17 protein-coding genes and 2 riboswitches are annotated in these 14,182 nt (G+C 40.3%); all 17 genes read right to left on the minus strand.

What is annotated here, in order from left to right; genetic code table 11:
• Positions 1-94 precede the first annotated feature (94 nt).
• Positions 95-565 (minus strand): 6,7-dimethyl-8-ribityllumazine synthase, encoded by a 471-nt coding sequence (gene ribH, locus AC0VYO_RS13375; RefSeq protein ID WP_430246138.1) that lies wholly within the window; start codon positions 563-565, stop codon positions 95-97.
• 33 nt (positions 566-598) lie between these two features.
• Positions 599-1,792, minus strand: a complete 1,194-nt coding sequence (locus AC0VYO_RS13380) for a bifunctional 3,4-dihydroxy-2-butanone-4-phosphate synthase/GTP cyclohydrolase II (RefSeq protein WP_475367686.1) — start codon at positions 1,790-1,792, stop codon at positions 599-601.
• A gap of 26 nt (positions 1,793-1,818) precedes the next feature.
• A complete protein-coding gene (ribE, locus tag AC0VYO_RS13385) occupies positions 1,819-2,475 on the minus strand; it encodes a riboflavin synthase (RefSeq protein WP_475367687.1) in 657 nt (218 codons plus the stop codon).
• Complete coding sequence (gene ribD / locus AC0VYO_RS13390; protein ID WP_430246135.1) at positions 2,475-3,557, minus strand: bifunctional diaminohydroxyphosphoribosylaminopyrimidine deaminase/5-amino-6-(5-phosphoribosylamino)uracil reductase RibD; 1,083 nt, start codon at positions 3,555-3,557, stop codon at positions 2,475-2,477. The genes ribE and ribD overlap by 1 nt, the downstream gene beginning before the upstream one ends.
• Positions 3,558-3,699: 142 nt before the next feature.
• Positions 3,700-3,845: riboswitch (FMN riboswitch) on the minus strand.
• A 22-nt stretch (positions 3,846-3,867) separates the two neighbouring features.
• Positions 3,868-4,305, minus strand: a complete 438-nt coding sequence (locus tag AC0VYO_RS13395) for a peptidylprolyl isomerase (RefSeq protein ID WP_194221986.1) — start codon at positions 4,303-4,305, stop codon at positions 3,868-3,870.
• A 92-nt stretch (positions 4,306-4,397) separates the two neighbouring features.
• A complete protein-coding gene (gene lysA, locus AC0VYO_RS13400; RefSeq protein ID WP_475367688.1) occupies positions 4,398-5,723 on the minus strand; it encodes a diaminopimelate decarboxylase in 1,326 nt (441 codons plus the stop codon).
• A gap of 94 nt (positions 5,724-5,817) precedes the next feature.
• A riboswitch (Lysine riboswitch) is annotated at positions 5,818-6,005 on the minus strand.
• Between the two features lie 46 nt (positions 6,006-6,051).
• Positions 6,052-7,545, minus strand: coding sequence for a spore germination protein (locus AC0VYO_RS13405; RefSeq protein WP_475367689.1), 1,494 nt, complete (start codon positions 7,543-7,545; stop codon positions 6,052-6,054).
• Positions 7,526-8,104, minus strand: coding sequence for a stage V sporulation protein SpoVABEA (gene spoVAEA, locus AC0VYO_RS13410; protein WP_430246129.1), 579 nt, complete (start codon positions 8,102-8,104; stop codon positions 7,526-7,528). Before spoVAEA ends, AC0VYO_RS13405 begins: the two co-directional genes overlap by 20 nt.
• Before the next feature lie 5 nt (positions 8,105-8,109).
• The gene (gene spoVAE, locus AC0VYO_RS13415) at positions 8,110-8,460 is read right to left on the minus strand and encodes a stage V sporulation protein AE (RefSeq protein WP_226613903.1); all 351 of its coding nucleotides are present in this window, start codon (positions 8,458-8,460) and stop codon (positions 8,110-8,112) included.
• A complete protein-coding gene (gene spoVAD, locus AC0VYO_RS13420) occupies positions 8,460-9,473 on the minus strand; it encodes a stage V sporulation protein AD (protein ID WP_430246127.1) in 1,014 nt (337 codons plus the stop codon). The genes spoVAE and spoVAD overlap by 1 nt, the downstream gene beginning before the upstream one ends.
• Before the next feature lie 13 nt (positions 9,474-9,486).
• Positions 9,487-9,945, minus strand: a complete 459-nt coding sequence (gene spoVAC / locus AC0VYO_RS13425) for a stage V sporulation protein AC (RefSeq protein ID WP_430246125.1) — start codon at positions 9,943-9,945, stop codon at positions 9,487-9,489.
• Positions 9,945-10,376 (minus strand): stage V sporulation protein AB, encoded by a 432-nt coding sequence (locus AC0VYO_RS13430; protein ID WP_430246123.1) that lies wholly within the window; start codon positions 10,374-10,376, stop codon positions 9,945-9,947. The genes spoVAC and AC0VYO_RS13430 overlap by 1 nt, the downstream gene beginning before the upstream one ends.
• A complete protein-coding gene (locus AC0VYO_RS13435; protein ID WP_430246121.1) occupies positions 10,373-10,990 on the minus strand; it encodes a stage V sporulation protein AA in 618 nt (205 codons plus the stop codon). Before AC0VYO_RS13435 ends, AC0VYO_RS13430 begins: the two co-directional genes overlap by 4 nt.
• A gap of 200 nt (positions 10,991-11,190) precedes the next feature.
• The gene (sigF, locus tag AC0VYO_RS13440) at positions 11,191-11,946 is read right to left on the minus strand and encodes an RNA polymerase sporulation sigma factor SigF (protein ID WP_283154038.1); all 756 of its coding nucleotides are present in this window, start codon (positions 11,944-11,946) and stop codon (positions 11,191-11,193) included.
• Positions 11,947-11,958: 12 nt separating this feature from the next.
• A complete protein-coding gene (gene spoIIAB, locus AC0VYO_RS13445) occupies positions 11,959-12,399 on the minus strand; it encodes an anti-sigma F factor (RefSeq protein ID WP_430246119.1) in 441 nt (146 codons plus the stop codon).
• Complete coding sequence (spoIIAA, locus tag AC0VYO_RS13450; protein ID WP_430246117.1) at positions 12,399-12,749, minus strand: anti-sigma F factor antagonist; 351 nt, start codon at positions 12,747-12,749, stop codon at positions 12,399-12,401. The genes spoIIAB and spoIIAA overlap by 1 nt, the downstream gene beginning before the upstream one ends.
• Before the next feature lie 100 nt (positions 12,750-12,849).
• On the minus strand, positions 12,850-14,028 hold the full coding sequence (locus AC0VYO_RS13455; protein WP_430246115.1) for a D-alanyl-D-alanine carboxypeptidase family protein: 1,179 nt from the start codon (positions 14,026-14,028) through the stop codon (positions 12,850-12,852).
• Positions 14,029-14,182 lie beyond the last annotated feature (154 nt).

Raw genomic sequence — 14,182 nt, forward strand, 5'->3', positions numbered from 1 at the left:
ACCATTTTCTTTCTCTCTTCTTGGCTTTACGATTCCAAACTCTTTTGCCCTTCATCGCATACCATACTCATCATAGCCAAAAATGAACTGATAATCAACCTTCAAATGATTTTGATAAATTAGCCATTTCAATTGCTGCCGTTGCAGCATCCCAGCCCTTGTTACCAGCCTTAGTACCTGCACGTTCAACAGCTTGTTCAATGGTATTTGTGGTTAATACTCCAAAAATAACAGGTACACCCGTCTGCATCGTTAAATTCGCCACGCCTTTAGAAACTTCTCCACACACATAATCAAAGTGTGGTGTCGCCCCGCGAATAACCGTACCAAGCGTAACAATTGCATCATATTTTCCCGTTTCAACCATTTTCTTTGCGGCAAAGGGAATTTCAAATGCTCCAGGAACCCATGCTACATCAATGTTTTCTACGGACAAGCCATGACGCTTCAATGCGTCTTCAGCACCTCCAAGTAACTTACTTGTAATAAATTCATTAAATCTTCCTACTACTATACCCACTTTTAACCCAGATCCAACCAAGTTTCCTTCAAATGTTTGTCCCATTATTAATATCCTCCTATTTTCATACGTAAATTTTTAGAAATGAAGCATGTGTCCTAGCTTGCTATGTTTTGTTTTTAGGTACTTTTCATTCTCTTTTCGAGAAGCCATCTGAAGAGGTAGCCTAGATGCTACTTCAAGACCATAACCTGTTAACCCAGCTATTTTACGAGGATTGTTTGTCAGAAGGTTCATTTTAGAAACACCAAGGTCTCTCAAAATCTGTGCCCCTATTCCATAATCCCTTAAATCAGGCTTAAATCCAAGCTTCTCATTCGCTTCAACTGTGTCGTAGCCCTGTTCTTGCAGTTTATAGGCTTTCATTTTATTAAGAAGCCCGATACCTCTTCCTTCCTGGCGCATATACAAAAGCACTCCATGACCTTCCTCTTCAATTTGTGCCAATGCAGCATGTAGTTGTGGACCACAGTCACATCGAAAAGATCCAAACACATCACCAGTTAAGCATTCAGAGTGAACTCGCACAAGAGTTGGTTGATCTGGTAAGATTTCTCCTTTAATCAAAGCTACGTGCTCTTTCTGATCAAGAATGTTCGAATACCCTACCGCTCTAAAAGAACCAAACTCAGTCGGAAGTTCTATTTCTACTTCTTTTCGAACAAGAACATCTTTACGGTTACGATATTGGATCAGATCTTTAATCGTAATCATTTTCAAATCATACTCTTCAGCAATTTCCTTTAGATCAGGAACGCGCGCCATTTCACCGTCTTCTTTCATAATTTCACAAATAACACCAGCCGGGGCAGAGCCAGAGAGTCGTGCCAAATCGACTGCCGCTTCCGTATGACCTGCTCTTCTAAGGACCCCTCCATCCTTAGCAATCAATGGGAAAATATGACCTGGTCGATTAAAGTCTGAAGGTTTAGCATCCGGGTTAATTAAGTATTGAATTGTAGATGCTCTTTCAGCTGCCGAAATTCCTGTAGTTGTACTTTTGTGGTCGACACTCACTGTAAACGCTGTACCATGAGAATCTGTGTTATGATCTACCATTGGACTCAACTTCAGTTCATTTGCACGCTCTTCCGTAATCGGCGTGCAAACAAGGCCTCTTCCTTTTGTAATCATGAAATTGATTGTTTCAGGTGTGACTTTATCGGCTAAAGCGATAAAATCCCCTTCATTCTCCCTGTCTTCATCATCACAAACGATCACCACCCGGCCTTGCATTAAATCATAAATCGCTTCTTCTATTGTATGGAACATATACGATGACCCTCCTGATAGTACCATTATTTAAATCCATGATCTTCAAAAAACTGACTCCCAAGTGAAGCAGTAGGTTCGGGTTTTGAACCGCTTCTTTGCTCCAAGTACTTCATAATGTATTTACCAAGCATATCGCATTCTATATTCACTGTATCTCCCACTCTTTTTCTCCCAAGCACCGTTTCCTCTACGGTATGGGGAATAAGAGATATAGTAAGAGAGTGCTCCCCTATTCCAAAGACCGTAAGACTAGTACCATCAACAGAAACTGAGCCTTTTTCAATAAAGTAAATTAAAAGGTTTCGCGGAATCGAGATGTCATAATAAACAGCATTATCGATTTGTTCTACACGAGTAATTTTCCCCACACCATCAACATGTCCAGAAACAAAATGACCACCAAAGCGTCCATTTGCGGACATAGCTCTCTCAAGATTCACCGATGAGTTTGGCCCTAGCTGACGAAGACTGCTTGCACGAAATGTTTCAGGCATAATATCTACGGTAAAAGAAGAGTCTGTATACGTCGTAACAGTTAAGCACACGCCGTTTATCGAAATGCTATCTCCTAAATGAACGTCTTTTAAAATAGTCGACGCCGCAATTTGCATTGCAATGGATTCTCCTGATTGTTGAACACTTTCAACTCTTCCGATTTCTTCCACAATACCTGTAAACATTAAGAAAGCCTCCTTGATGAAATAATTCGAATATCATTTCCAATTTGTTCTACGCTATCCACTTGTAAATCGATCGCTTCATTCATCGTTTTAAAACCTGCACCTCCGAAAGCCGTAGGAGATTGACTCCCACCAATTAGCTTCGGCGCAATGTATGTAATAACTTGTTGAAAAGAGCGTGATTCAAGAAAGCTACCGTGTATTTCTGAACCACCTTCAACAAATACTGATGTAATTTCTCGTTCCCCTAAAAGGTCAAGAACTTTATCCATTGGGAGCAGTGGATCTGTGACAGCGATGATTTGGACATGTTTTGGGAAAGATCGCTTATTTTTTAGCGCAGCTCGTTTTGTTGTAATGATCCATGTTTCTGCATTCTCATCACTTATTACTTTAGCGTCAGAAGGCATCCTCAATTGACGATCTAACACGATTCTAATCGGCGATAGCCCTTCACCGAAACGAGTCGTTAGTGATGGGTCATCAGAGAGGACGGTTCCAATACCTACAAGAATGGCATCATGTTGATGACGATAGGCATGAACATCTTTTCTCGAGTCTTCCCCCGTAATCCATTTACTATCACCTGAATGAGTTGCTATTTTGCCATCAAGCGTTGTAGCAGCTTTCAACGTTACAAATGGTCTTTTTTGTGTAATGTAATGGAAAAACATCCGGTTTAGCTGTAAGGCTTCTTCTTCCATAAGCCCAATATGGACAGCTATGCCTGCTTTCTTTAGTTTAGTCACACCATTTCCTGCGACCAGGGGATTCGGATCTTGACTTGCAATAAATACCTCTTTGACTCCTGCTTGAATTAAAGCATCAGCACAAGGAGGCGTCTTTCCATGATGACTACATGGCTCTAGTGTCACATAGGCAGTACTCCCACTTGCTCGATTGCCCGCCATCTTGAGTGCTTGAATTTCGGCATGGCCTTCTCCAGCCTTTAAATGAGCTCCCATCCCTACGATACGCCCACTATTAACAATGACAGCTCCTACGGAGGGATTCGGACGCGTTTGACCTATCGTACTTCTAGCTAAATCGATCGCTGTTTTCATAAAATCCGTATGATTCATCGTATTTACTCCTGTTCCACTCTCCATTATTGGTTGAGAAGGAGAACAAAAAAAGCCTCCCAAAACACAGCTGTCCCGGGAGGCAAAAGTATATGCCAAATAAGCCTTTTGAATCTATGATTCAAAAGGAAATTGGTCACTTTTATTCCTTCTCCCATCCAGACTATACTGTCGGTTCTGGTTTCTCACCAGATCCACCGTTTGCTTACGCAACCGGGTCACGGACTTAGCTAGCATAAGCTAGTCATCACCGCCGGTTGGGATTTTCACCCGACCCCGAAGGAAAGTATTAAGTTTTTAAGAGTCTGATCTATTCTTCGTCCCAGACTTTTACTTCTTTCATTACGTCACCCTGTTTAACGCGAAGGACCGTATCCATTCCTTCTGTTACTTGACCAAAAACGGTATGAACGCCGTCTAGATGAGGCTGAGGTTCATGAACTAGGAAAAACTGACTGCCGCCCGTGTTTTTACCAGCATGTGCCATAGACAATGAGCCTGCTACGTGCTTATGAGGGTTACCTTCTGTTTCACAGTCAATTGTATATCCTGGTCCACCCATTCCAGAACCTGTAGGATCTCCACCTTGAGCAACAAAACCAGGGATTACACGGTGAAAATTCACACCGTTGTAGAAACCTTCATTTGCAAGCTTCTCAAAGTTAGCAACAGTGTTAGGTGCTGCTTCTGGATAAAATTCAATTTCAATAACTTCTCCATTTTCAAATGCAATTGTTCCTTTTTTCATAAATAAATCCTCCTGCACTAACAATTTTCTTAAAAGCTCTTTCATTATAGCACAGACTGAAGCTGTTCCATATCATTTATGCTTTTCAACTATTATTTTGATATAATCGCTTGTTTTAATGGCAAATCATGTCGAACTAAATCCTCGTATGACTCTCTCTCAACAACAAGGTTGGCCTCACCATTTTCAACAAAGACAACAGCTGGTCTTGGTAATCTATTGTAGTTATTTGCCATGGAATAACCATATGCCCCCGTTGAAAAAACAGCCATCGTATCACCAGCAATCGCTCGCTGTAACTGGCAATCCCAAATTAACATATCACCTGATTCACAACACTTTCCTGCTACAGAGTATAGGTGGTCTTTTGCTTCATTCATTCGATTTGCTATTGTGGCTTCATATTTTGCCTGATAGAGAGCAGGGCGTAAATTATCCGTCATCCCTCCATCTACAGCGAGGTAATGTCGCAACTCTGGAACATTTTTGTGTGAACCAACCGTATATAACGTCATTCCAGCTTCTCCTACTAGTGAACGACCAGGTTCAATCCAGATCTCAGGCATGTTCATTTGCCCTGTTACCTGATTTCTGATTGTTTCAATCATAGCTTCGATGTAGTTCCCTACTGGTAATGGGTGATCTTCACTCGTATATCGGATTCCAAATCCTCCACCAAGGTTAAGGACTTCAGGCTCAAAACCATAGGCATCATACCATGTTGTAAGATAGCTATAAATCTTTTCAATAGCCATTACAAAACCATTTGTTTCAAAAATTTGTGAGCCTATATGACAATGAAGTCCAAGAAGATGAACAGCACTCATTTTTGTTACATCCAATATCGCGCGTTCTACCTGACCACTCTGTAAATCAAAACCAAATTTAGAATCTTCTTGGCCTGTTAAAATATAATCATGCGTATGTGCTTCAATACCTGGTGTTATACGCAACAGCACATTAGCTTTCACATTTTTTTCTTCTGCAATTTGCTCAAGGAGAGATAATTCGTAAAAATTATCAACAACGAAGCAACCTATTTCTGCATCAAGCGCCATTCTAATTTCAGATTCACTTTTGTTATTTCCATGAAAATGAATACGCTCCACGGGGAAACCTGCCTTCAAAGCAGTATAAAGCTCTCCACCGGATACAACATCCAAACTTAATCCTTCTTCTTCTGCAAGTTGGATCATTGCCATACATGAAAAGGCCTTACTAGCATAAGCTACTTGATAGTTTACATTCTCACGTTCAAAGGCACTTCGAAACGCCCTTGCTTTGTCTCGAATCATAGCCACATCATAAACATATAACGCAGTGCCAAATTTTTTTCCTAATTGGACCGTATCGATCCCTCCAACTGTTAAATGCCCCTCTTCTGAAACTGCAGATGTACCGTATAAATTCACAATCATTTCTCCCCTCTCGCTTATATAAATGCGAGCTCCCTCCACACAATAAGAAAAACAGCCAACTTTATAGATAGGCTGTTTTCTCCGTATCCTCACGAGTTGGATTAGCTCACCACTGAAAGAAATTCATCCTCCAGTGACAGTCTGCAACTTATTCAGCAGCAGCCCAGCAAGAAAAGGATGGGTCCTTTCTCACTTCGGCAAATTGACCTTTCTGATATCGTCTTCGCATTCCATTCTATGCTCAGATATCTTACTCATTCGTTTTGCGCCTCTATCCCCATTACGTTCAATGAGGTCTATTCAATTAAGAAATAAATTATCATACTTTTTAAGATTCGGCAAGTGGTTTGTCCGGCTGCTTCGTTTCATTCTGGGGCTCTGTAATACTTGGACGCAATTTTGTCAAAGGAACAGAAACGCGAATTAGCACTTGAATAAACGCTTTTGCATTAAAAGGAATGAATGGCCATAAATAAGGTGTATTTAATGGCTTTAAGGCGACTAGGAAGAGAATAATAGCTGTCACGCCTATTATATATCCTGGAACTCTGAAGAAAAAGACAAGGAAAAGTAGTAATAATCTAACTAGTTTGTTCGCTATTGATAACTCATAACTTGGCGTTGCGTAAGAACCTATAGCCGCAATAGAAACATACAGAATAACTTCTGGAACAAATAATCCTACATCGATGGCAATTTGACCAATTAATACAGCCGCAATTAAACCCATCGCTGTAGAAAGCGGGGTAGGCGTATGAATGGCGGCCATTCTCAGTGTTTCGATCCCAATTTCTGCAAGAATGATTTGAATAAATATCGGCACATTCGTTTCATCATTTGGCCCAATAAAATCAATCGATTTAGGCAACAACCCAGGTTCATATACCGCCAATAACCACAGGGGAAGTAACAATAGCGCTGCTAGCATTCCTCCAAAGCGGACCCATCTCAAGAATGCACCTGGTAATGGAGCTTCCCTGTATTCTTCTGCATGTTGAACATGGTGGAAAAAGGTTGTTGGCGTAATAATAACACTCGGAGAAGTATCGACGATAATCAAGACATGCCCTTCTAACAAATGGGATGCGGCTACATCTGGCCTTTCCGTATATCGTACAAGTGGAAAAGGATTTCCCGCCTGATGCACTAAAAACTCTTCAACAGTTTTATCAGCCATAGGAATACCATCAATATTAATTTCTTTTAGTTTTTTCTTAATGATTTCAACTAAGTTTGGGTTAGCTACATCCTGAATATAAGTGATACACACATCCGTTTTGGAACGCTCTCCGACTTGAAATATTTCATTACGCAAACGACCATCTCTAATACGCCTTCTAGTAAGTGCAGTATTCTCAATAATATTTTCTGTGAAACCGTCTCTAGAACCTCTGATCACTTTCTCAGTGTCTGGCTCTTGAGGCGTTCTACCTGGATACTTTCGAACATCAATAATGTAAGCAATCTCTTCGCCTTCCATAAATACAGCGATCAGTCCAGAAAGAACTTGATCGACGACCTCATCGAACGTCTCTACTTTTGTTACTTGCTGATGGGGTAAATGATTATGGATAACTTGCTCGAATTTAACGGTCAAGCGATGATGATCATCTAATTCCATCAATTCACGCATGATTTCAACAATGATTGATGTATCACATAAACCAGTACAATAATAGAATTGTATTTCTTTATTCAAAATCTTGAGTTTACGTACACCTACGTCAAAACTTTCCCCAATGCCAATTGATTTTTTCAAGAAGTCTTCATTTTCTTTTAATTTTTTAAATATTTTTTGTTTGTTATTCATTTTTGTTGTCATAGAAACCGCTCCTTTCAAGCAGAATTTGAACGGCTTTCAATGTTATAGGCGACCCAACCTCCGGATCATCAAGCCCAGACATTTTACCTATATCACCGACACCTATAATAATTGGGACATTCAGTTTATCTAAAATAGATACAGTATCCCCATCTATTCTCCCAGCTTCCATATCAGCAAATCCATTCTTATCAACACCGAAATGCGTTAATTCACCATCCCTGTCGATGGAAACATCTACTCTCGTCCATTCAGAGAAGTGTGTTCTCGAGGCAACTGCAATCGCACCAAGTAGTTCAACATCTTCATCCTCAGCCACAGCCTGCATCGCTAGTTCTCCATAACCTTCACCCGGAAAACCACTGTCATCAAACATTACAAAGATTGGATCATGTGGAGCTTCTTTAATTAGGGAAACAATTTCATAACCAGCAAGCGGGGTTGGATTTCCTGCTGATTGGCTAATGCATCTCCCGCCAATATCCGAAGCCACTTTTTCAATTGCTTTTTGCGCGTAAAGATCTCCATCAGTAACGAAAATAACCCGCCGCTTGTTCAATTCATTCACCCCTTTGGCTTGAATATAATGGCTATGATAAATCCGAAAACAATAGCTGATGAAATTCCAGCTGAAGTTAACTGAAATATCCCCATTGCAATGCCTATAAATCCATGTTCCTCTCCTTGCTGCATCGCCCCATGTAGCAAGGAATGCCCAAAGCTCGTAATTGGGACTGTCGCACCTGCTCCTGCGAATTCAATCAGTCGATCGTATATACCAAAACCGTCAAGAATCGCTCCAGTCACCACAAAAGATGACATTACATGAGCAGGCGTTAATCTAAAAATATCGAGCAATAACTGACCAACAACACAAATGGCTCCTCCTACTGCAAAAGCAATGAAGTATTCCACTATTCCTCACCTCCAACTCGCTCAAAAACCACTGCATGAGCGATAGCAGGCATACTTTCTTTCTGTTGCACCATAACGGGGCTATGCAAGCATCCTGTAGCAGTAACTAGAATTTTTGAATACTTCCCTTGTTTTAGAAGCTCAATGAGATGACCATACGTAACAACCGCCGAACAGGCACACCCGCTTCCACCTGCGAATACTTCCTTCTGATCAGGTCGATAGATCATTAACCCACAGTCATTATGATTATTAGTAATGTCAAACCCTTTCTCAAGCAATAAATCACGAACAATCGGAGAACCAACTGCAGATAGATCTCCAGTAACAATTAAGTCATAATCTGAAGGTTTTACATTTAGGTCCTCAAAATGTGTGGCCAATGTATCTGCTGCCGCTGGCGCCATCGCACTCCCCATATCAAACGGATCCTTGATTCCCCAGTCAACTACTCTTCCAATCGTTGCCGCAGAGATTTGAATGTCCGATAACTCCTGACTAACTAACGCAGCTCCAGCACCAGTTACAGTTGATGTCGCAGTACCAGGTTTCTGACCTCCATATTCTGTTGGATAACGGAACTGTCTTTCAGCAGTTGCATTATGGCTACTCACTCCAGCAATAGCCCTCTCAGCAAAACCACCATCAACTAGAGAAGATGCAATCGCTAGGGATTCCATGGATGTCGAGCATGCTCCAAAAACACCTAGAAAAGGAATATGATTAGACCTTGCTGTATAAGTTGCGCTTACGATTTGATTTAATAGATCACCCGCTACAAAAACATCAACTTGATCAGGAGCTAATTCTTTTTTCTTCAAACAACTCATTACTGCATCTTCTAACAATTTTCTTTCAGCAAGCTCCCAATTTGCCTGATTACAATGAAGGTTAGCATAGGTCACATCAAACGAATTTCCAAATGGACCTTCTGCTTCCTTTGGGCCTGTTGCTGTACCTACTGATTGTAAATAAACATTTGAAAAACTCCATGTTTGCTTTCCTGATTTCATACAGGTTCTCTCCTTATATCAGGGCTTTAAAAACCATTCTGACCATCCCTACAATGTAAGCCGCAACGACGCCAAACACGATGACTGAGCCAGCAAGTTTAAACATATTGGTTGCTATACCAAGTACAATCCCTTCGCTTTTATGCTCGAGAGCAGCACTAGTAATCGAATTAGCGAAGCCTGTAACTGGTACAGCTGAACCTGCTCCCGCAAATTGACCAAGCCTGTCATACCAACCGAAAGCCGTTAATAAAGCTGCGATCAATATGAGAGTGGCTACAGTCGGGTTTCCAGCATTTTCTTTAGAAAAATCAAAGACATTGATATAGAAATTCTGAACACCTTGCCCGAACATACAAATAAACCCGCCTACAACAAACGCTTTTATGCAGTTGAAAAAATACGGCGGCTTTGGCTGATACTCTTTAATGTTCTGACTATACTTTTCCTGATCGTTTAATGATTTTTTCATTACTTGATCCCTCCATCCACAAAAATTGTCCAATGAAACAATGATCCGAATACTTTACCAAGTACTATAGCCATTAGTAAAACCAAAATTTTATCTATAAACCCAATCCGTTTCGTTAATATTGGCAAGACATTAAGTACTTCTGTTAATGCTGCTGCTAACATCCCAATAAATATACCTGCACCGAGTCCAATTGGGATCACTACAAATTTGGGCAGGCCAAGAGTTGGATTTCTTAACGATAACCAACTTGCCACTACAGCACCTACAATGATCCCCCATTCATAAAAACGAATGAGGTGTAACGTTTTGGACAATTGAGTGAGCCTGGGGATAATGCCAAGAACTGAAAGAAATGCAACAAATCCAGCCCCAACCGCAATCCCTTCAGCAAATCCGATTAACATCACTAAGAGAAATTGAGCATTCATGGTTTCGAATTTCCGTTTTCTTCGTTCTCATGAACGATTACATATTGATCAAGGTCCTGTTGATAATTAAACATTTCCACTTCAAGTGGGCTAGGTTCTTCGTTAAACCGCTTTTTGAAAAGATGGTTAAAGAACAGGACCATCCCAATTCCAAGTCCAAATGAGTATGGTACTTGTAGAAGCAGTGGTTTTGGATTGTCGATTCCAGTCACAATTTTATATATTTGCTGATGAACCTCTCTCATACTGACGTCTTCATGAAAATTCATAATAGCGAGGGCCGCACCAATAAATAATAAAAACCAGATAAGAACAAAATAAACGGGTGCTAATTTCTTCTTTGGATACTGAACTTCTACAATCGTTTGTGTAGGACCGACTACTTGAATCTCAACGTTTTCCATTTCGCTATGGATGGACATAATGACTTTCATAACATCGATTACGACTAAGTTCTTATCCTCTTTCGTCACATGGTAAATCTGGATATTCTCCACCTTACTACAACAAGAATCTTCTCCTATGAGCTGAGCAATATCACCAATCAATAACTTCTTATTAGGTGGTACTTTCTTTTTTTGCCTAAGTCGAAGATATATTATCTGACTATCCATGATCCTCCACCTCCTTATTCAAGGGGCATATTGGTTATAGTATGTTTCTACCAAATGACTCTCATTCTTTAGCAACCTAAGTACCATTAATTCCCTAGAAGTTTGGGTCCTTTTTATATCATCCATTCATTAATCTTAGTGATAGCTCTATTATTATTCTGGTAAAAAAATCCTTTCCAAACAAAAAAGAACAGAATGAGCTATTTGCTCATCTGTTCTTTAATTTGTTTTAATATTTTCTTTTCAAGTCTCGATACTTGAACTTGAGAAATCCCCAGTCTTTCTGCCACTTCAGACTGAGTTTGATCTTTATAATACCTTAAATAAACAATTAGTCTCTCACGATTATCAAGATACTGCAATGCTTCCTTAAGGGCTAATTTATCAAACCAAGCACTATCTGTATGATCGGCAATTTGGTCGAGTAAAGTGATAGGATCTCCATCGTTTTCATAAACCGTTTCATGAATAGAAGTTGGTGCCCTTACAGCTTCTTGTGCCATGACAACTTCTTCCGGCGTGACTTCTATTCGTTCTGCAATTTCATTAATTGTCGGCGTTCTGCCGAGCGTTTTCGATAACTCATCCTTCGCTTTCCTAACTTTATTGCCGGTTTCTTTAAGGGATCGACTCACTTTCACTGTTCCATCATCTCTAATGAAGCGCTGAATTTCCCCGATAATCATTGGTACCGCATAGGTGGAGAATTTCACATCGTAACTTAGATCGAACTTATCCACGGATTTTAACAAACCAATACAACCGATCTGAAACAGGTCATCCGCTTCATACCCTCTATTTAGAAATCGCTGCACAACGGACCAGACGAGACGCATATTCTTTTGAACAATGAGGTCTCTGGCTCCCTGGTCCCCATTCTGGCTTTGTTTAATCAATTCCTTCACTTCATCAGGCTTCAGTTGCGACTGCTTCCCTTTTCTAACCTCCACGTCCATATGCAGGTCCCCTTAATTACATAGCGCTTTATTTTTTGATAGATACTTCATTAAGTGAATGGTCGTACCCTGGCCACTTGCAGACTCCACTTTGACCTCATCCATAAAATTCTCCATAATTGTAAAGCCCATCCCTGATCGTTCTAGTTCAGGCTTTGTTGTAAACAAAGGTTGTCTTGCTTCCTCAAGGTCAAGAATTCCCATTCCATGGTCACGAATGGTTAAATTGACCGTGTCGTCATTTAACTCGACCGAAATGTAAACCTTCTCTTCAGAATTTTGCTCATATCCATGAATAATGGCATTTGTAACAGCTTCCGATACAACTGTCTTGATTTCAGTAAGTTCATCAACAGTTGGATCGAGCTGCGCAATAAAAGCTGCTACAGTTACACGAGCAAATGATTCATTTTGACTGAGCGCAGAGAACTCGATATCCATACGATTCCTCATTATGCCACCCCCAAAGTAGCGAGGGCATGCTGCTCATCAGCCTCAAGCCTCACAATTTTAAAGAGACCTGACATTTCAAATAATCTCTTAACAGGTGGAGAGATTGAACATACGACCATTTCTCCTCCAAAACTCTTCACTTTATTGTACCGCCCTAGAATAACACCGAGACCTGAACTATCCATGAATGAAAGACCTTCTAGACTTAGCACAATATGTTCAATTTTACGCTCTTCAATAATCGAATCTACCCTGTCTCTTAGTTCTTCTGATGTATGATGATCCAACTCTCCATCAAGACGAATCAAAAGAACGGGATGGCGCACTTCAAGATTGATCGAAAGACTCACGTCACATTCCTCCTCATGTTTGCTTGTGAGTTTTTTCTCTCTTTACAGGGTTAATTCCTTCTTCGTGACAAAACTAGTGAGATTTCGATGAAAGAGGTGATCACTTGACAGTTTGAGTAGGCGCTTTGGCGAACTGTGCAGCTGTTCGTTTCATCAGCTGCCACCAGGAAGCTTTTTGAATGTCTTTGGCTGCAATAACCGGAGATGTAGCTGTCACATGACCATCTATTTTCACAGACAACTCACCTACCTCTTCCCCTTTCTTAACAGGTGTTTCTATATTCTTATTGACTTTGATGCTTGTTGTAATTTTACCGTTTTCTTGCCCTTTCTTAAGAAGAACGGAAACTCGCTCAGATGTTACAACAGACATGGTAGGTTGATCTCCTTTATTTACCTTTACTTCTTTCACGATGTTGTTTCGATCGAATAACTTATGTGTTTTATATTGAGAAAATGCATAATCAAACAGTTTTGTAATATCTGCATTACGTACTTTTGGAGATGGAGCACCCATTACAACGGCCACCACTCGCATGTCATCTCTTTTCGCCGTTGCCGTAAGACAATACTTTGCTTCACTTGTAAATCCTGTCTTCAACCCATCTACACCAGGATAAAATTTAACAAGCTTATTAGTGTTAACGAGCCAGAATTTCTTATCTGTATCCTGCCTCAGGTAGTCTTCATATAATCCAGTATATTTTGTAATCAATTCATATTTAAGAAGCTCTTTAGCCATAAGGGCCATATCATTTGCAGTGGAATAATGACCTTCCGCTGGTAATCCAGTAGGATTTACAAAATGAGTGTTTTTGAGTCCCATTGATTTTGCCTTTGCATTCATCGAATTAACAAATTCTTCTTCCGAACCAGCGATCGCTTCAGCCATTGCTACCGAAGCATCATTACCGGAAGCAATTGCAATACCTTTTAACATATCGTTAACTGTCATTTCTTCCCCTGCCTCAAGAAAAATCTGTGAACCACCCATTGAAGCAGCATATTCACTTGCTCTAACTTTCTGATCGAGGCTTATTTTTCCACTTTCAATCGCTTCCATAATTAAGATCATGGTCATGATTTTAGTCATACTTGCAGGAGGAAGCTTTTTATCACTATCTTTTTCAAACAATACTTCACCTGTATCTCGCTCAATCAAAATAGCGGAAGAAGAATTCTCTGCGATTTTTAGCTTTGCTTCTTCTGCATGCGCAAAAGAAGGAACAATAAGAGTTACTCCCAGCAAGAAGGCGAGCGCTGTTGCAACAACTTTCATTGGTGATCCCTCCATTCTTAGTATTACAAGGATTTCCAACATCTTGGAAAAATATACGAATTCTATATCCTCTATTGATAATCGCATTCACTCTCCTTAAATCTTTTCACGGATGTATACACATGGACATGTTAATGAAGTAGTTGATTATTGC

The sequence above is a fragment of the Anaerobacillus sp. 63XJN7_4_ISO-PGPR-S23-413 genome (assembly GCF_056173725.1).